Below are 19351 nucleotides of genomic sequence, written 5' to 3' on the forward strand. Positions count from 1 at the left end.
GTAATTAAAAATTACCTCCTACTCGATTATAGTCTATCCAGGGTAGAAGGGTATCAGAGCTGGTTGAGAATGGCTAGAAGATCGTGTAAAACCTGGTTCAGGCCTTATATAACCTTCGAATACACAATACGTGGGACATAACATAGCTCTTAGGGTTTAAAACAAAAAGTCTGAGCCTGAGATATAACTGTCTTTTATCCTAAACTTGCAGTATGAATGCGAAACAAAATATTGATTTTTTCGTCTTACAAAAATACCTCATCAATTCAAAGTGCGAATTGATGAGGTATTTCTTTAGCGCTCGAAAGCTAACTGGGCTTTGTCTCGCTCTTATGATTTCAAAATGATTAAGGAATTAGAAGATATAACCAAGCACCAACGGCACCACCAGCTAAAGGTCCAAAAACAGGAACCCAACTGTATTTCCAATCGGAATCGCCTTTATTGGCAATTGGTAAGATCTGGTGAGCAATTCTTGGGCCCAAATCTCTGGCAGGATTGATTGCATATCCGGTCGTCCCACCAAGAGAGAATCCGATAGCAGTAATCAAAAGACCAACAACCATAGGATTTAGTCCTTCAGTAAACTTACCACGGGTAAAGGCTAATAGTGCAAATACTAGAACTAAAGTACCAATGAATTCACTGATAAAGTTCATTGGATAATTTCTAATGGCTGGTCCAGTAGCAAATACTCCCAAAATTGCTTTAGAATCATCAGTTTCAGCCCAATGTGGATAGTAATTTATCCAAACAATAATGGCCCCAACTAATCCACCTAATGTTTGAGCAATCATATAAGGCACGACATATGACCATTTAAAGACACCCGCAATTGCCATTCCCAAGGTGACTGCAGGATTTAGATGAGCCGGACTTAAAAAGGCTGAACAATAAACCCCTAAAGTAACTGCCAATCCCCATCCAAGTGCTATGGCAATCCAACCAGCACCTTCGGCCTTAGATTTCTTGAGTGATACGGCTGCGACAACCCCATCACCAAGCAAAATAAGAACTAAAGTACCAATGAATTCCCCAACTAATTGTAACGTTAAGCTATCATTCATAATAAATCTCCTCCTGTTTCACAATGATTACGCTTACATTTGCAATTATACATAGATAGCATATGTAATGATACGTAATATCATTGTGAAACTATTGATAATTTATTATAGGATGTATGATTTTTACTCATAGGTTATGAGGATATGAAGAACATAAGGAATAATGAATTAATGATAAAGACCAGTTAATTAGTTGCTATGACTGAGTTTTTGCTAATACAAGATCAATTACTAAAGATTATAAGTTAATCAAATCAAAGGATAATAACTTCCTATTATTGGAAAGACGTTATGTTTTATTTTAAAGAAATCATAATATAGCTTGTTTATTTACTAAGTAATAGCAAAATATTATAACATGCAATATCTTGTTGTCTATTTTAAGTATGATAGTCAACTAGTCCCGCCCTGACAATATTATAACTAATCGTTATATGATGAATAAACAAGTAATATTGGTTCAAAATAATGTAAAGGCTTACATTAGCAAGTGAAGATAGTTATGGACGTCACAATGTGATTTAGCTATCGAGGTTTTCAATCAAATGAGCGGAATCTTTTTACATTATCAAAAAGCATTTGAAAACTCAAAACGCCAGCGAGTACTTTCAATCAAATGCTAAAAGATAATAATTGACTTCATTCATTAACATTAATTTACAAAGGTGGAGTTGAACATGTCAGATACAATGGTAAAAATTACTGAGAAGCTCAAAGGAAATGTTGCACGTTCAGTAAATCCAGAAGGTTGTCGTCAAGAGATTCTTAATCAGATTGCTTATGTACAAGGCAAAGGTAAATATGAGGGTGCCAAAAAAGCGCTGATTATTGGGGGGTCATCAAGTTATGGACTTGCTAGTCGAATTACAACAGCTTTTGGTCAAGGAGCTGACACAATCGGAGTATCGTTCGAACGACCACCACGTGATGAAAACATGCTCGGAACTGCCGGATGGTATAACAATATCTACTTCCGTCAAGCAGCAGAGAAAGCCGGACTGATTGGTAAAAACTTTATTGGTGATGCATTTGCACAGGATATGAAAGACCAAGTTATTCAATATATTAAAGATAGCTTTGGTGGAAAAATTGATTTATTAGTATATTCAGTCGCCGCACCAAAGCGTACCAATCCTAAAGATCCGGATGAAACATGGCGTTCGGTAATTAAGACCGTTGGTAAAAAGGTAACTGGTGAAAATATCAACCTTGAAGAGAACAAATTGTTTGAACAAACTGTTGAACCAGCTACAAACGATGAAGTCGAGGCTACCAAGCATGTCATGGGTGGCGAAGATTGGGAAATTTGGGTCGATGAATTGAAAGCTGCTGGAGTTTTAGCAGATGGATTTAAGACAATCCTTTATTCATACATTGGACCAAAGAGCACCTATGAATTTTATCACGAGGGTACTTTGGGAGCTGCAAAAGACGCTGCTGAAGCATCATCACACAAGATCCAAGACAAGATCAATGACATTAACGGTGAATCACTAATTTCTGTATCTCGTGCTGTTACTACTAAAGCATCTGTTGTTATTCCTATTTTCCCAATGTATTGTATTGCACTTTATAAGATTGAAGAAGAAACAGGAACACACGAGACACCAATTATGCATAAAGATCGCCTATTCCGTGACATGGTTTATGGCAATCGTCGTGAAGTTGATGATAGAGGGCGCTTACGTCCTGATGCTTGGGAACAACGTGATGATATTCAAGCAAAAGTTTCCGAATTGATGACAAAGATTACTCCAGACAACTTTAACAGTGAGTTAACTGGTTACGCTGAATTTAGAAGAGAATTCATGCAACTAAACGGCTTTGAAGTTCCTGGTGCTGACATTGAAACTGTAGATTTAGATAAATTAATGAAATTGAGACCATAATATTTTTTCGAGACATCTTGCCTATAACTTTCAAAGTAAGCAGTAGGTAGTTGTGATCGATGAGTTAAAAAGGATGGGGTGTTTTAAATGACTGTACAATTTATTAACAGTGAAGAGGCTGCAAAGCTAATTCCTGATGATGCAACAATTGCTTTGGAAGGATTCTTAGGCTCAGATGTTGCTGAAGAGATTTTGGAGAATATTCGTAAGAGATTTGATAAAGAAGGTCATCCTAAGGACCTAGAAGTATGGCATGCATCAGGTATTGGTGACGGAAAAGACAAAGGAACTAATAATTTTGCTGCTAAAGGTTTGCTAAGAAGATTAGTTGGTGGTCATTGGGCATTAGCTCCACAACTAGAACCATTGGTAGCCGATAACGAATTTGAGGCATATAATTTCCCTCAAGGTGTTATGTCACAGATTTTCCGTGACTCAGCCGCTCACAAACCTATTCAAATTAGTCGAGTTGGACTTGGTACATTCGTCGATCCAGATATCGAAGGTGGTAAGTTAAATGAAGCTGCTAAAAAAGACGATTTAGTTTCAAAGATGAAGATCAATGGAGAAGATTATTTAGCATATGACGTTCCAAAGCCAAATATCGCCATTTTACGTGGAACTTACGCTGATGAGGATGGTAATATCACGTTTGATGATGAACCTTTGACACTTGAATCAACATCTATTGCTATGGCTGCACATAATAATGGTGGTAAAGTCTTTGTTCAAGTTAAACGTATTTTGAAGAAGGGTTCAATGAAGCCTAAGGATATCAGAATCCCTGGACTACTTGTTGACTATGTTGTGGAAACTTCAAATGTTGAAATGACTCAACAAAGTACTGATACCCAATTTAATCCTGATTATGTCAACCAAGCTGTCGTTAAACCAGCAGGTGCAATCAACGTACCACTTGATGCTAAGAAAGTTATTGCTAGACGTGCCGCTATGTATAAGAATGACGATGATAGTATCGTTAACTATGGTATCGGTAAATATCCAGAAACAGTTTCTTTGATCTTGAAAGAAGAAGGAGCTGCTGAAAACGTAACAACAACGGTTGAACCCGGAACCTTTGGTGGTGTCCCAATGGGTGGCGGTGACTTTGGCTGTGCCATTTCACCAGAAGCTACAATTGACCAACCATATATGTTTGACTTCTATGATGGTGGTGGTATCGACATTACCTTCTTAGGCCTTGCTGAATTGGATAAATTGGGTAATATCAATGTATCTAAATTTGGTCCTAAGATTGCGGGTACTGGTGGCTTTGTTAATATTACTCAAAATACACCAACTGTTGTTTTTACCGGTACATTTACAGCCGGCGGTTTAAAAGAAGAAGTTAAAGATGGTAAGTTACACATTATCCAAGAAGGTAAATTCAATAAACTTGTAAACAATGTTGAACAAATCACCTTCTCAGGACCTGTTTCTTATGACAATAAACAAAATATCTACTATATTACAGAGCGTGCTGTCTTTAAATTAGTTGATGGTGCTATTGAATTGATTGAAATAGCTCCAGGAATGGATCTTCAAAAGGACATTCTTGATCATATGGACTTTAAGCCACAGATTAGTGATGACTTACGCTATATGGATGCACGTATTTTTGCAGAACCATTGATGGGCAGTGTTATTAATCATCCAGGCGAAAAAGTTGGAGTTACTGCATAGAATGAAGCTGACTTAAATAATTTAAAGCAAACTGATCACTCAACTTGTTCTAGCAATAAAAAATGTCTAATTCACAAAAGTGAATTAGACATTTTTATTAGTTATTCTTTTGATTGTTTTTGAAGTAATCGACAAACCAATCTTGTGTATATTTGACAACGGTATTTTGATAACTATCTTTTAGACTGCAAATACTGATACTCCAAGGGAAATTTGGTGAAAAATCACGACGTTCAATGTTAGTTCCAGAATAATTTTGACCAATAGGTGAAGCTATGATACCTACTGCATCATTCATTTCCTGACAGATATTTAAAATTAAGTCCCAAGAACCTGTTTGAAAGAAATAATTAGGACGTAAATCTTTTTGACTAAATCTTTGGTTGAGTTGATGGGTAACCATAAAACTATCATCTAAAGTTACAATTTTTTCTTTGACAATCTCGCTAAACGGAATGGGACCTTTTAAATCATGGAAACGATGATTTTTATTGAACCAAACGGAAACGGAATCGTTATAAATTATCTTTTCACGAATTGATGGATAGGTAGCTGGTGAAACTAAGACGGCTAAATCAATTTCCTGAAGAATTAACTTCTTTTGTAACTCGTAAGCACCTTTTTCAATGATTTGTAAGTCGATGTCGGGATTCTCTTGAATAAATTTGGGAATGGAACGATTGAAGACGGTTGAAATGATAACTGGAGCAATTCCGACTTTTACAGTTCCACTCTTTGAATCACTGCGTTCATAAAGACTTTTGATTAAATCTTCATAATCTTGACTAAGTTTTCGACCATGTTTAATCAAGTCCTCTCCGGTAGGAGTTAGCCCAGTGATCCGACCTTTTCCACGAGTAAAGATTTGAATCTGCTCAACGTTTTCTAATTCACCAATTAATTTGCTTAGTGCCGGTTGTGAGACGTTTAAAACTCGAGCACTTTTGGTTAAGTTGAAATCGTTGTCAACGATGGTTATTAAATATTGAATCTGATGAATATCCATGGTAAATCCTCCTTGAGAAATAATTGGTATAGACTATGTATCCGCTTACATTAGTGTGAATGGAAAATATACCATTACGAAAATTTATAGTAGTGTTTTCGCTTATTATGTTTTTTCAAATAAATTAAAAACCAAAGAAAGTATGAGGACTTTTGAAAAATGAGATTTATAACTAGTGACGGTGTACAACTGGAATATGATGATGTCGGTCAAGGGAATCCGATTTTAATAATGACAGGATATGCCGGTTATAAAGAAATTTGGCGTTCTCAAGTTCAATTATTGAGCCAACACTATCGGGTCATCAATTTAGATAGAAGAAATCATGGCCGATCTGAAACAACAACTAAAGGATTAAGAATGAGTCGTCAGGGTAAAGATGTCGCTGAATTATTAGACTATTTAAAAATAGATAAGATCAGTATGATGGGTAATTCTATGGGAGCAGCGACTATCTGGGCCTATTGTTCGCTCTATGGAGATGACCGTATAAATAAAATTATTAGTGTTGATCAGTCACCCAAAATGATATCGGATGAAACCTGGCCATATGGATTATTAGATTTGAACTGGAATAATTTCCCTAATGAGGCTGAGCAAATGTATCATGTCCACACTACCTATCACAATATTGATGATGAAACTTATAAGCTCGTTAAATCAGTTCAGGGCAACAAGAAATTTGATTACCAATTGAATCGACCGTTGCTGTTTGACCATGCCTTTCAAGATTGGCGAGATGTTATTAAAGGAGTCACAGTACCAGTTCTGTTTCTTTCCGGCCAAGAGAGTCCATTCTGGTCTCCAGGTCATGCAACTGCATCGGCAAAACTATGTAAAAATGGAACAGCTGTGATTGTACCTGATTCAGGTCACATAATTATGTCGGAGCAACAGGAGCTGTTTAACAATATAATGATTAATTTCTTGAGATCATAATTAATGAAAATTACATCAGTAAGTTCAAACTACTACGTCTAAATTATACGTTTTTTTATCTACGAATTGTATATCAATATTTAATTCATAAATATCTTAGATAATGTACTAAAAAATAAGATAATATAAACGGCAATTTTACTGATAAATTTAACGATAAATCTATTATATAGTATTTATAACCTTTAGTTATGATTGATAAATCAAAAAACATAAGAATATATTTAATAAAATGAATAAATGTGAAGCGATTCTAAAAAATGATTGTGATTATCAAAAAACAGCTTACTGTTTATCATAATATACATAATCATAGGTTATACAGTGATGAAAGGCTGACACAGCGGTACTTACAGCCACAAGTGCTGCGAGTTATATAGCAAAAGACAGTAAACGCTTACAAAATAACGAAATTGAAAAAGCTTTTAAATCGGCTTTTTAGATAATTTAATAAATAGTGAATATGTGAACGTAATTTGCAAATATATTAATCGATTGTATTATAAATTGTAGGAGCGCTCGAGAGATACAGGAATGGTTTTCAAAGGTAAACGGTTGCAAAAATAAATTGATTGCAAATTTAAAGAGATTTTCAATATTTAGCCTAGGTGAATGAAAATCGAATTTAAACCTATGAATTTCATTTATGGATTTGGTTATTACTTAATTTTCTATTGGAGGATGTTAAAAATGAATGAAGTATGTAAACTTTTAGGAATTAAATACCCAATTGTACAAGGTGCTATGCAAGAAGTTGCTACTGCTGAACTAGCAGCTGCCGTATCAAATGGTGGAGGCCTTGGAATTATTGCAGCCGGTGGAAAGACAGCTGATCAAGTAAGAGAAGAAATTCAAAAAGCTAAGAAATTAACTAAGAATACATTCGCTGTTAACTTGATGTTAATGGATCCAAACACACCTGAAGTTGTCAAAGTAGTTATTGATGAAGGCGTTAAAGTTGTTACTACCGGTGCAGGTACACCCAAACCATATATGAAAGATTTGAAGGCTGCTGGAATCAAAGTTTGTCCAGTTATTCCAAACGTTAAGATTGCTAAGAAGATGGAAGAAATGGGTGCCGATGCCGTTATTGCCGAAGGTATGGAAGGTGGAGGACACATTGGTGTTCTAACATCACAAACTCTTTGGCCACAAATTGCTGACGCAGTATCAATTCCACTTATTGCTGCTGGTGGTATTGGTGATGGACGTGGAGTTGTCAGTGCTTTTGTTGCTGGAGCTCAAGCTGTTCAATGTGGAACAATCTTCTCAATTTCAAAAGAAAGTCCTGTTGGGGATAATTGGAGAAAATTAGTTATTGATGCAACTGATACATCAACTATTGTTGCTGGTGCCACAATCAAAGATGCATCACGTATCATTAAAAACAACATTGCAAGTAAACTAACAGAGCTTGAATTGGATCAAGTATCACGTGACGAATTTAACTCAGTTATGAATGAAGGATTAAGAAACGCCGTTCAAAAAGATGATGTTGAAGATGGCCTAGTATTCAGTGGTCAAATCTCAGGTTTGATTAATGAATCATTACCAGCTGGCGAAATCGTTAAGAAATTAATGGACGAGGCACAAGAAGTTCTTGATAAGAAAATTGAATTAGTTTAGTAAGTAATTGAGCTAGATTTATGTTGGGAGTTAATAAAAATTAACTTAGTATTTGTTCTCAAAATGAGGGCAATCGTGGGACTACTAAGATAGTCACACCTCTTTCATAAATCCATATATGGAGAGGTTAAAATGGCAGACAAAAAATATATTTTATCAATCGATGAAGGTACAACCAGTACCAGAGCAGTAATTTTTGATCATGAAGGAAATAAAGTTATAGATTCCCAAAAGGAATTTACACAACACTTTCCCCAACCGGGTTGGGTAGAACATGATGCTAATGAAATTTGGAATTGTGTTCTATCAACAATCGCTGATGCATTTATTGAATCAAGCGTAAAACCCAACCAGATCAGTGGGATCGGTATTACTAATCAACGTGAAACAACAATTATTTGGGACAAAAAGACTGGACTACCAATTTACAACGCTGTTGTATGGCAATCACGTCAAAGCTCTGATATTGCTAATCAGCTGATTGAAAAAGGCTATAAAGATCAAATTCATGAAAAAACTGGATTGATTGTTGATGCTTACTTCTCAGCTACTAAGATACGTTGGATCCTGGATCAAGTTCCAGGTGCACAAGAACGTGCAGAAAATGGTGAGTTATTATTTGGAACAATCGATACATGGTTAGTTTGGAAACTTACTGGTGGAAAAATACATGTAACTGATTATTCAAATGCCAGTCGGACAATGTTATTCAACATTCGCGACTTGGACTGGGACGATGACATCTTGAAGATGCTCAATATCCCTAAGATCATGCTCCCTGAAGTTAAATCTAATTCTGAAATATATGGACACACAGCAGACTATCACTTCTATGGAAGTGAAGTTCCAATTTCTGGTATGGCTGGTGATCAACAAGCATCATTATTTGGTCAGTTAGCATTTGAGCCAGGCATGGTTAAGAACACATATGGTACTGGTGCTTTCGTTGTTATGAATACTGGTGATACTCCAAAAATTTCCGCTAACAATTTGTTAACGACGATTGGCTACTGTATAAATGGAAAAATGAATTATGCACTAGAAGGAAGTATTTACGTTGCTGGATCGGCTATTCAATGGTTACGTGATGGAATGAGACTCTTTGAACATGCCTCAGATTCACAAGCCGCAGCTGAGAAATCTAACAATGAAAACGAAGTCTATGTTGTACCGGCATTTACCGGTTTAGGTGCTCCATATTGGGATTCTGATGTAAGAGGTTCTGTCTTTGGTTTAACGCGAGGAACAACCAGAGAAGACTTCATTAAAGCAACATTACAATCATTGGCTTATCAAAGTCGTGATGTAATTGACACAATGAAATTAGATTCTGGAATTGAAATCAATAAGTTAAAAGTTGACGGCGGTGCTGCTAACAACGACTACTTGATGCAATTCCAAGCTGATATTCTTGATACAGAAATTGATCGTTCAGCCAATCTAGAAACAACTGCACTTGGAGCAGCTTTCTTAGCTGGTTTAAGTGTTGGCTATTGGAAGAGCGTCGATGATCTAAAACATATTCATGCAACAGGTAAGATCTTTAAGCCTGAAATGCCAGCAGATGAACGTGAAAACCTTTATACAGGCTGGCAACATGCTATTAAAGCAGCACAAAGTTTTAAAAATTAAAATGCATTGCAGATAATCAAATTGACTATCTATTGCGTAGTAACGAGGGACGGACTATGACATTTTCAATAAAAAGTAGAGCAGAAGAAATAAAAAAATTAAAAACTAGAAGACTAGATCTCTTAGTCATTGGTGGTGGTATTACCGGAGCAGGTCTTGCTCTACAAGCTAGTGCTGCTGGAATGAGAACAGCCTTGATTGATATGCAAGATTTCGGGGCTGGTACTTCATCAAGATCAACACGACTAGTTCACGGTGGAATTAGATACCTAAAGAGTTTTGATGTTGAGGTCGTTTCTGAGACGGTCCAAGAACGTGCAATTATTCAACACGTTGCACCACACGTAACTAGACCTGATCCAATGTTGCTACCAATCTATGACGAACCCGGAACAACTTTCTCAATGTTCTCAGTTAAGATTGCGATGGATCTATACGATCGCCTAGCTGGAATCAATAAATCAGAATATTTGAAGAAGTATGCTAACTATACTTTGGATAAAGAACAAGTCTTGAAGCTAGAACCACAATTGAACCCAGAGAACTTAGCTGGTGGTGGGGTTTATCTAGACTACTTGAACAACGATTCACGTTTGGTTATTGAAAACATTAAAAAGGCTCATGACTTGGGCGGTTTGATGGTTAGTCGTATGAAGGCTGTTAAAGTTCTTCATAATCAATTTGGCAATGCCTGTGGTGTAACAGTCAAAGACATGATCAGTGGCGAAGAATTTGATGTCAAAGCTAAGATCGTCTTGAATGCTTCAGGTCCATGGTCAGACTTTGTTAAAGACTTGGATGACAAGCATGATCAACGTAAGACACAAATGCGTCCTACAAAGGGTGTTCACTTAGTTGTTGACCAATCTAGATTGAATGTTCCAAAGCCAACATACTTTGGTTCAGGTACTAATGATGGTCGTATGATCTTTACAATTCCAAGAGATGGTAAGACATACTTTGGAACAACTGATACTGACTTTAAGGGTGATTTAACACATCCTAAGGTTGATCAAGGTGATGTTGATTATCTATTGAAGATCATCAACAAGAAATACCCTAATGCTCATATTACACTTGATGATGTTGAATCAAGTTGGGCTGGTGTAAGACCACTTGTTGCCGAAGAACCTGCTCCGGTTGATGATAAGAAAAAAGAAGAAGAGAAGCCTGATGTAGTTTCAGGTGCTAGTGATTCTGGTAGCCACAAACTAACAGCTTCACAAGTTTCTAGAGGTAGCTCTTTGAAACGTGCCGATGACGGTTTGATTACTCTAGCCGGCGGTAAGTTAACTGACTATCGTAAGATGGCTGATGGTGCTATGAAGATGATCATTGAAATCATGAATACTCAATATGCTCGTGATTTTAAACCAGTTGATTCTGCTAGCATCAAGGTTTCTGGTGGTGATTTTGATTCAAATCACGCTGAAGAAGAACTTGAAAACTATGCAAAAGAAGCTATTGCAGCAGGAGTTGATCCTGTCGGTGCTGAAAAGATGGCTAACATCTTTGGCTCAAACACTGAAGAAGTTATTGCCAATGCTAAGGATACTAAACCAATTGCTGGTTTGAGCTTAGCCGAAACATTGAGTCTTCGTTACTCAATGGAAAACGAAATGACACTTACACCGGAAGATTATTTATTCCGTCGTACTAATAATTTATTATTCAATCATGATGAAATTAAGAACGTCAAGGCTGGAGTTATCAGCGAAATGGCCAAGTACTATGATTGGACAGACGATCAGATTAAAGATTATACAGAAAAAACTAATGAATTAATTAATGAAGCTGAGTTGGATTATTTGAAAGATGCCGCTGCAGTTGAAGCATAATAAGAAATTCTTGTTATCGGGAGATTGATTATGTCAAATTTTACTAAAACCTACCATGCATTGGGTACAGAGATTAAATTAACAGTTTTTCAAGAAGGACAAGTACCGGCCCTTGATAAAGCATACGAATTGATTCAATATTGTGAGGATATTTTAACAGTAAATCGAACTGAGTCAGAAATCATGTCTATCAATCATGCTTCTGGTAAGGGAGCTGTATCAGTTTCAAAAATAAGTTATGACTTGGTAAAAGCAGCTGTTAAAGTCAGTCAAAAGAATCAAGGCTTTAACGCAGCAATTGGTCCGTTAGTAAAATTATGGCACATAGGATTTTCTGATGCGGAAGTTCCTACTGAAAAAGAGATATCTAATAGATTAAGATTAACTAATCCAGGAAGAATTATGTTGGATGACAGTAATAGATCGGTGTATCTATTAGATGAAGGAATGGAACTAGATTTAGGTGGTATAGCCAAAGGTTACATTGCTGATGCCATTAAGAAATTATGGTATGAATCTGGAGTAGAACAGGGAATTATTGACTTGGGTGGAAACGTGCTTTTAGTCGGTCAGAGTATTCATGAGGATGGTCTTTGGACTGTGGGAGTTCAGTCACCATTTGATACTCGTAGTGATTATTTAGGAATTGTTGAAATACCTGATTACTCGGTTGTAACTTCAGGGATATACGAACGTTTTTTAAATAAGCAGGGGCATAGTTACCATCATATTATGGATCCAAAAACGGGTTATCCAGTGAAAACAGATTTAATAGGGGTCACTGTAATTAGTCCCAAATCAATTGATGGTGAGATTTGGTCAAGTTTAGGATTTTATAATAATTATGAGGGAACTTTAAAATTATTAACTGATAATGCAATTGGATTGGTTTTTGTTTACAAGGATCGGACAATTCGTTTAACAGATAATCTTAAAGATAAATTCAAATTAACAGATACATCTTTCAAAATAATTTAAGAGGTATTTTAAAGAACTATCATCTATGAAATGCGTGGATGATAGTTCTTTTTGTGTGAAATAAATTTTTTGAAATTTTATTTTATAATTATAGTATTTTCATATGAAATATTGAAATTTTCTTCAAAAGAGGTATTATTTAATTGTAAGCGTTATCAGAATGCTTTGGGGAGGTAAACAAACATGAACAATAAAGAGATTGCTAACGAAATTCTAAAAAATGTTGGTGGTAAAGAAAACGTTACAGCCAATGTTGCTTGTATGACTAGATTAAGGCTAGGTATCAAAGATAATGACAAAGTAAATGTTGATGCATTGAAACGTATTGATGGTGTTTTAGCTGTTGTCCAAGCTGATACACTGCAAGTTGTCTTGGGTCCAGGTAAAGTAAATAAAATTGCTGAACCATTTGCAGATTTAACTGGAGTGCCACTTGGTAGCGATGCCGACGATGGGGAGACAGTTGAAGATTCAAAACGTGGCGAAGATATCAAGCAAATCGCCAAAGAGAATAAGACAGCTAACAAAGCTAAACATGACAAGCCACTTCAACGTGGTCTACAACACATTGCTAACGTCTTTATACCGTTATTACCTGGTATTATTGCCGCTGGATTGATCAATGGTCTAGCTAATGTTATTGATTTTCAAACTCATCAAGCCTTTGCAACTGACTGGTGGTACATGACTATTAAAACTTTAGGTTGGGGATTATTCACTTTCCTTCCAGTCTTCGTTGGGATGAATGCTGCTCGAGAGTTTAAAGGTAGTCCAATTTTAGGTGGTATCGGGGGAACACTCTGCTTAGGTGTTGCAATTCCCGGCTCACCATTGGCTGCTAAAGGCATTACGATGCCATTTACCCATGCACCATTTACTGTCGGTGTTGGTGGTTTAATTACAGCTCTATTAATGGGTATTTTCTTCGCTATTTTGGAAAGAAATTTCCGCAAGATTATGCCTAGTGTGCTCGATACATTCTTTACGCCATTATTAACTGTTATTGTTGGTTCATTGATTGCGGTCGTCTTCCTACAACCGATTGGTGCTTGGTTGACTACAGCCATCTACGTAACAATGGACTTTGTTTATACTAAATTGAGTGTCTTTGGTGGATTTGTTCTATCATCAACCTTCTTAGCTTTAGTTTCTGTTGGATTGCACCAAGCTTTAACACCAATTCACGTGTTACTAAACAATCCTTCAGGTCCTACACATGGTATCAACTATCTACTACCAATCTTAATGATGGCCGGTGGTGGTCAAGTTGGTGCCGGTCTTGCTCTTTATATCAAATCAAAGAACAAGAGATTTAAGAAAATGGTTATGAGTTCAATTCCCGTTGCTATCTTGGGTGTTGGTGAACCATTGATGTATGCCGTAACCTTGCCACTTGGTAGAGCCTTTGTTACTGCCAGTATTGGTGCTGGTTTTGGTGGTATCTTTGCTTCATTATTCCACTTGGGTGCTGTTACACAGGGCGTTTCAGGACTATTTGGACTTTTGATCATGCAACCAGGACAACAATTAACTTATCTCTTAGCATTATTGATTGCCTACGCTGGTGGCTTCGTTGTAACTTGGTTCTTCGGAGTTGATGAAGATAGAATTAACGAAATTTATCCAGAATAAAGGAGTTTAATATGTTAGGATTTTCAGCCTATTTGCACAGTTCTTTTCAAAAGAAAGATTTGGAAATGTTCAACCAATTTGTCAAAGCTGGATTCAAGGGTGTTTTTACTTCAATTAATTTACCGGAAGATGATCCACAGGTTCTCCTAGATAATTTGAAAAGATTGGGACAATTATGTTTCGACAATGGTTTGGAGTTAACTCTTGATATTTCTTCGGTAGCAATGAAACGACTTAATTTAAACTTGGATCGTGACTTAGCGATTTTTAAAAAATTGCATGTGACAATGTTAAGAATTGATGATGGCATTTCTATTCAAAGGATTGCTCGACTCTCGTTAGGGATGAAGGTGGCCTTGAATGCTAGTACAATCGAACAAACAGAAATTGATGAATTGACTGCGGCCAAAGCTAACTTTGCAAATTTGGAAGCCTGGCATAATTATTATCCGCGTGAAAACACTGGTTTGGACGGAGCTTGGTTTAAAGAAAAGAATCAATGGTTAAAAGCTAATAATTTTAAAGTTATGGCTTTTGTTCCTGGTGATAAAAATCTTCGAGCTCCTGTTTATAAAGGCTTACCAACCTTGGAAGCTCATCGATATGAGAATCCTTTAGCAGCAGCAATTGACATGAAAGAGTATGGGGCCGATCGGATTTATATTGGTGATTCAGCTTTGAAAGCCAGTACCTTTGAACAATTTAGAAATTATTTCATAAAAAATGTCTTACAGATTAGAGCTCAATTCGATCATGCTCCCAGTTATATCACTGATGTTTTGCATCAAAGAGCAGATGTTTCAAGGGATGTCGTCAGGTTGAGAGAGGGGCGACCTCTTAATAAAACTGAAATTCGTCCAACCAACAGTGGTTTACGGAAACGTGGCTCAATTACGTTAGACAATGAATTATCGGGACGTTATCAAGGAGAATTACAATTAGTCAAATATCAATTACCAGCTGATAGTACGGTCAATGTTATTGGTCAAATCGATGAGAAAGATATTAGTTTGTTAAAATACTGTGTTGCCAATCAGGCAATTCAATTGATTGATATTGGAAGTTAGGAATGATCAAATATGGATATAAAAAAACTATCAACTGAAAGCCAAAATCCGGCAACGACTGACCTTGATGAGATGAATGCCAAAGAAATTGTGACGATCATGAATCATGAGGATCAAAAAGTATCTTTGGCAATTGAAAAAGAACTTCCTCAAATAGCCATCGCAGTTGAGAAAATTGCAAATTCTTTCAAAATTGGTGGTCGTTTATTCTACATTGGAGCTGGTACGAGTGGTCGTTTAGGAGTCCTGGATGCTGCTGAATGTGTTCCTACCTTTGGAATTGACCCTGAATTGGTTCAAGGGTTAATTGCTGGTGGTAGCAAAGCCATGACTTTGGCAGTTGAAGGCGCCGAAGATAATGCGGAATTAGGGGCTAGTGATTTGAAAGCTAGACAATTAACTGACAAAGACGTTGTTGTGGGAATTGCAGCCAGCGGACGGACTCCATATGTAGTTGGTGGATTGGACTACGCTAAATCTGTTAAAGCCGATACAATTGCTTTATCGTGCAATAATGATGCAGTTATCAGCCAACATGCTGATACTAAAATCGAAGTTGTCGTTGGTCCAGAAGTATTGTCAGGCTCAACTAGATTAAAATCTGGAACGGCTCAAAAAATGGTTTTGAATATGTTATCTACTGCTGCGATGGTTCGTATTGGAAAAACTTATGGTAATTTGATGGTGGATGTCAAACCAACTAATAAGAAGTTAGTTCAACGTTCGCTTAATATCATTACTGAAGTGACGGGTGTGACTGAAGATGTAGCTTTAAAAGTTTTAAAAAGGGCCGATTACTCAGTTAAAGACGCTATTGTTATGATCTCTCAGCATATGGATAAAGCAGCAGCTGAGCAAAAACTAAGCGAGTCAAATGGTTTTGTACGACAAGCAATTAAGTGAGGGCTATTGCGGATGGTAAATACAATTTTATTAACAATTCGTTCCAAAATGGAAACGGCTAGTAAAACTGAAAAAGTTTTGGGAAGCTATATCTTGGATAATGTTCAAAATATTCCAGGGTTAAGCGTAGCGGAATTATCAAAAAGAAGTGGTGTCAGTCAGGCCACAGTAGTTAGATTTGCTCAAAATTTAGGCGTGGATGGATTTAAGGGTTTAAAAGTGGAATTAGCACGCTGTTCCGTGGACGATGTAACGAATGGTTTGTATGATGAAATTTCTCCAGATGATGGAGTTGATGAACTGAAAGAAAAATTAGTCGTTCGAATTCAGCACACCTTGGAAACTACAAGTAATGGTTTGAATAAACAAATTTTGCAAAAGACAGTTGATCAATTGGTGGCTGCGAATATGATTCAAGTTTATGGCCTTGGAGCTTCCAATTTGGTAGCTGAAGATTTTACCCAAAAATTTGCTCGAATTGGAATAAATATATTTAATACGCAAGATACTCATGTAATGGCATCCAACTTTTTGACGCAACAAAATAAACAAGTTTTATTTTTAGTCTCTGATTCAGGTGAGACTAATGAGACTTTGACTTTGGCAAAATTAGCACGAAAAAAAGATATTACAGTGATTAGCTTAACCTCTAATGAAAAAAGTCGTTTAGCACAGATCTCTAATATTCATATTTTGACAAGTGATACCATACCAAAGGATCAAATTAGATCTGCGGCTACAACGTCGTTGATCAGTCAACTATATGCAGTTGATTTGATCTATTATCTTTATTTACAACGTGATTATGATAGTAATGTTCAAAAATTAAAGGAAACACATCTTTTAGTGGATGAATTCTTCTCTAGGAAAAAATAAAAATCGAAAAAATATTGTTTTAAAGTAGAGGACTGCCAAACAGGAATGGCGGTTCTTTTTTAGTGTGAATTAAACAAATAATTGATGTTTATAAAAATATATTTTTGATTGAATAAGTAATACTATAATGAATATATAAATATTAAGCGTTTGGAGAAGTGTATTTATGGTTGCAGAAATTTTGTATCAAAAAGTAGCTGATGATATTAAAAAGAATATATTGTCTGGTATGTATGAAGTAGGTAGTCTAATTCCAACTGAGAATGAATTAGAAACGAAGTACAATGTCAGTAAAATTACGATTCGTAAGGCAGTTGATCAATTGGTTACTGAAGGATATCTCTTGAAAAAGAGTGGCATTGGAACACGGGTGATCAGTAACAGCTTGTTCAATAAATTGTCCAAGGCGAGGTCGTATTCTTCAATTATAAAAGAGCATGATCAACTAACTAAAAAAAATCTTACAGTGGAATTAGTATCGGCAATTGATACACCATTGAAAGACCTTTTTGAAAATCAAAATATTATTTATGTTAAAAATTTATATTCATTAGATAATAATCCCTTTATTCTTGTAGAACATTTTTTGCCGAACATTAATTTAACTAATAATAAAAGTAAATTTAATAATCAATCTTTATATAAATTTTTAAAAGATAACGGTCAGGAAATTAATAGTTTTAAAGAAGAATTTAGTGCAGTTAATTTAGATACATCCGATCAAGAATTGTTAAATAAAAAGGATTCTTTAGCTTTGAAAAGAATCAGACAAGGTTTCGATAATAAAGGCCATTTAATTGAATATACTACATCTATATATGACAGTAATAAAATGCCATACAAGATTGAATATGAGATTTAAAAAATCTTTATTTAAACGTTAACATCATAACATTATAATGTTATGATGTTGTCGAAAAAAGGAGGGTACAAAATGGATAATTTTGTTAATTTTTTAAATGTTAAAATTTCGCCATTTGCTAGTAAATTAGGCGCCCAACGGCATATGACAGCAATTAGAAAGGGTGTCATATCAACATTACCGTTGACTATCGTGGGTTCATTTTTCACAATTCTCAATAATATTCCCATTCCTTCAGTAGCGGCGATGTTGTTACCTTATAAGGACATTTTGGACGTACCGTTTCGATACACAGTTGGTATTTTAGCGCTCTACGCTACATTCGGAATTGCTTCATCATTGGCAGAGAGTTATAAGCTCGATAAATTAACTAATGGTACTTTAGCAGTTTTGGCATTTATGTTAACCGCTGCTGCACCGATTAATGTCACTAAGGATGTTAAAGGTGTGATCGATGCGGGACGTTATATTAATATTGCTAATTTGAGTGCATCATCATTATTTACTTCAATCGTAACAGGTTTATTATCGGTGGAAATATACAGATTCTTTAAAGTACGGAATATTACTATTAAAATGCCGGATGGAGTACCACCAGAAGTTTCCAATTCATTTGTGGCTTTAATGCCAGCGGCAGCTATTTTATTAGTCTTTTGGTTTATTCGTTACATTTTGAATTTCAATATTTCCAGTTTTTTAACCTTTCTTTTAACGCCATTAAAGGGAATTCTAGTTGGTAATAGTTTGTTTGGTGGTTTGTTGACCATTTTCTTGATTACTGGTTTTTGGATTTTGGGTATCCATGGACCAGCTATCATGGCGCCAATTGTTAGACCATTTTGGGAAATCTCGATTGCTGAAAATATGGAACAATTCGCTAACGGGACAAGTGCTAATCATCTTTCAACTATCTTCACGGAGCAATTTTTGCAATGGTTCCTATGGATCGGTGGTGCTGGGGGTACCTTGGCGTTAGTTGTTTTGTTCCTTTTCTCTAAATCAGCCTATCTTAAGGATTTGGGCAAATTAGCTATTTTGCCAGGTATCTTTAATATCAATGAACCAGTTATCTTTGGTGCTCCAATTGTGATGAATCCGATTTTGGGGATTCCCTTTATTGTCGCACCATTAGTGACAGCCACGTTATCGTACTTTCTGACCATTGCTGGTGTGGTTCCAATGATGATGGCGAGAATGCCATTTACTGTACCTACACCATTAGGTGCTTTTATCAGTACGAACTGGAGTATTCCAGCGTTGATTCTAGTTTTTGTCAATTTCTTGATTGATTTGGCAATTTATTATCCATTCTTTAAAGTATTTGAAAAACAACAACTAGAGAAGGAGTAAATA

At 36.0% G+C, this 19351-nt stretch carries 15 protein-coding genes; 13 read left to right on the plus strand and 2 right to left on the minus strand.

What is annotated here, in order from left to right:
* Positions 1-347 precede the first annotated feature (347 nt).
* The gene (locus IV57_RS08675; protein ID WP_057881129.1) at positions 348-1067 is read right to left on the minus strand and encodes an MIP/aquaporin family protein; all 720 of its coding nucleotides are present in this window, start codon (positions 1065-1067) and stop codon (positions 348-350) included.
* 677 nt (positions 1068-1744) lie between these two features.
* Here IV57_RS08675 and fabV point away from each other — a divergent pair.
* Together fabV and IV57_RS08685 are read left to right on the plus strand one after the other, a co-directional pair.
* Complete coding sequence (gene fabV / locus IV57_RS08680; protein WP_057881130.1) at positions 1745-2956, plus strand: enoyl-ACP reductase FabV; 1212 nt, start codon at positions 1745-1747, stop codon at positions 2954-2956.
* A gap of 87 nt (positions 2957-3043) precedes the next feature.
* Complete coding sequence (locus IV57_RS08685; RefSeq protein WP_057881131.1) at positions 3044-4639, plus strand: acyl CoA:acetate/3-ketoacid CoA transferase; 1596 nt, start codon at positions 3044-3046, stop codon at positions 4637-4639.
* Between the two features lie 97 nt (positions 4640-4736).
* Here the strand turns inward: IV57_RS08685 and IV57_RS08690 are convergent, their stop codons facing one another.
* Complete coding sequence (locus IV57_RS08690; protein ID WP_057881132.1) at positions 4737-5645, minus strand: LysR family transcriptional regulator; 909 nt, start codon at positions 5643-5645, stop codon at positions 4737-4739.
* Positions 5646-5804: 159 nt separating this feature from the next.
* Between IV57_RS08690 and IV57_RS08695 the strand changes: the two genes are divergently transcribed.
* The 11 genes from IV57_RS08695 to IV57_RS08745 all read left to right on the plus strand — a co-directional run bounded on the left by IV57_RS08695 (position 5805) and on the right by IV57_RS08745 (position 19348).
* Positions 5805-6584, plus strand: coding sequence for an alpha/beta fold hydrolase (locus IV57_RS08695; RefSeq protein WP_057881133.1), 780 nt, complete (start codon positions 5805-5807; stop codon positions 6582-6584).
* A gap of 690 nt (positions 6585-7274) precedes the next feature.
* Positions 7275-8210 (plus strand): nitronate monooxygenase, encoded by a 936-nt coding sequence (locus tag IV57_RS08700; RefSeq protein ID WP_057881134.1) that lies wholly within the window; start codon positions 7275-7277, stop codon positions 8208-8210.
* A 132-nt stretch (positions 8211-8342) separates the two neighbouring features.
* The gene (gene glpK, locus IV57_RS08705; RefSeq protein ID WP_057881135.1) at positions 8343-9842 is read left to right on the plus strand and encodes a glycerol kinase GlpK; all 1500 of its coding nucleotides are present in this window, start codon (positions 8343-8345) and stop codon (positions 9840-9842) included.
* 56 nt (positions 9843-9898) lie between these two features.
* On the plus strand, positions 9899-11680 hold the full coding sequence (locus IV57_RS08710) for an FAD-dependent oxidoreductase (RefSeq protein ID WP_057881136.1): 1782 nt from the start codon (positions 9899-9901) through the stop codon (positions 11678-11680).
* 30 nt (positions 11681-11710) lie between these two features.
* Positions 11711-12658 (plus strand): FAD:protein FMN transferase, encoded by a 948-nt coding sequence (locus tag IV57_RS08715; RefSeq protein ID WP_057881137.1) that lies wholly within the window; start codon positions 11711-11713, stop codon positions 12656-12658.
* A gap of 183 nt (positions 12659-12841) precedes the next feature.
* Entirely contained in the window at positions 12842-14290 is a 1449-nt protein-coding gene (locus IV57_RS08720; protein WP_057881138.1) for a PTS transporter subunit EIIC, read from the plus strand.
* Between the two features lie 11 nt (positions 14291-14301).
* Positions 14302-15357 carry a MupG family TIM beta-alpha barrel fold protein gene (locus IV57_RS08725; protein ID WP_057881139.1) on the plus strand — a complete coding sequence of 352 codons (1056 nt, stop codon included), beginning with the start codon at positions 14302-14304 and terminating at the stop codon, positions 15355-15357.
* Positions 15358-15369: 12 nt separating this feature from the next.
* Positions 15370-16260, plus strand: a complete 891-nt coding sequence (gene murQ / locus IV57_RS08730) for an N-acetylmuramic acid 6-phosphate etherase (protein WP_057881140.1) — start codon at positions 15370-15372, stop codon at positions 16258-16260.
* Between the two features lie 12 nt (positions 16261-16272).
* Entirely contained in the window at positions 16273-17136 is an 864-nt protein-coding gene (locus tag IV57_RS08735) for a MurR/RpiR family transcriptional regulator (RefSeq protein WP_057881141.1), read from the plus strand.
* A gap of 166 nt (positions 17137-17302) precedes the next feature.
* Positions 17303-17998: a GntR family transcriptional regulator gene (locus IV57_RS08740; RefSeq protein ID WP_057881142.1), complete on the plus strand. Its 696-nt coding sequence runs from the start codon at positions 17303-17305 to the stop codon at positions 17996-17998.
* 72 nt (positions 17999-18070) lie between these two features.
* Positions 18071-19348, plus strand: coding sequence for a PTS sugar transporter subunit IIC (locus tag IV57_RS08745; RefSeq protein WP_057881143.1), 1278 nt, complete (start codon positions 18071-18073; stop codon positions 19346-19348).
* Positions 19349-19351: the final 3 nt, after the last annotated feature.

The organism is Companilactobacillus kimchiensis (assembly GCF_001438805.1).
Lineage (GTDB): Bacteria > Bacillota > Bacilli > Lactobacillales > Lactobacillaceae > Companilactobacillus > Companilactobacillus kimchiensis.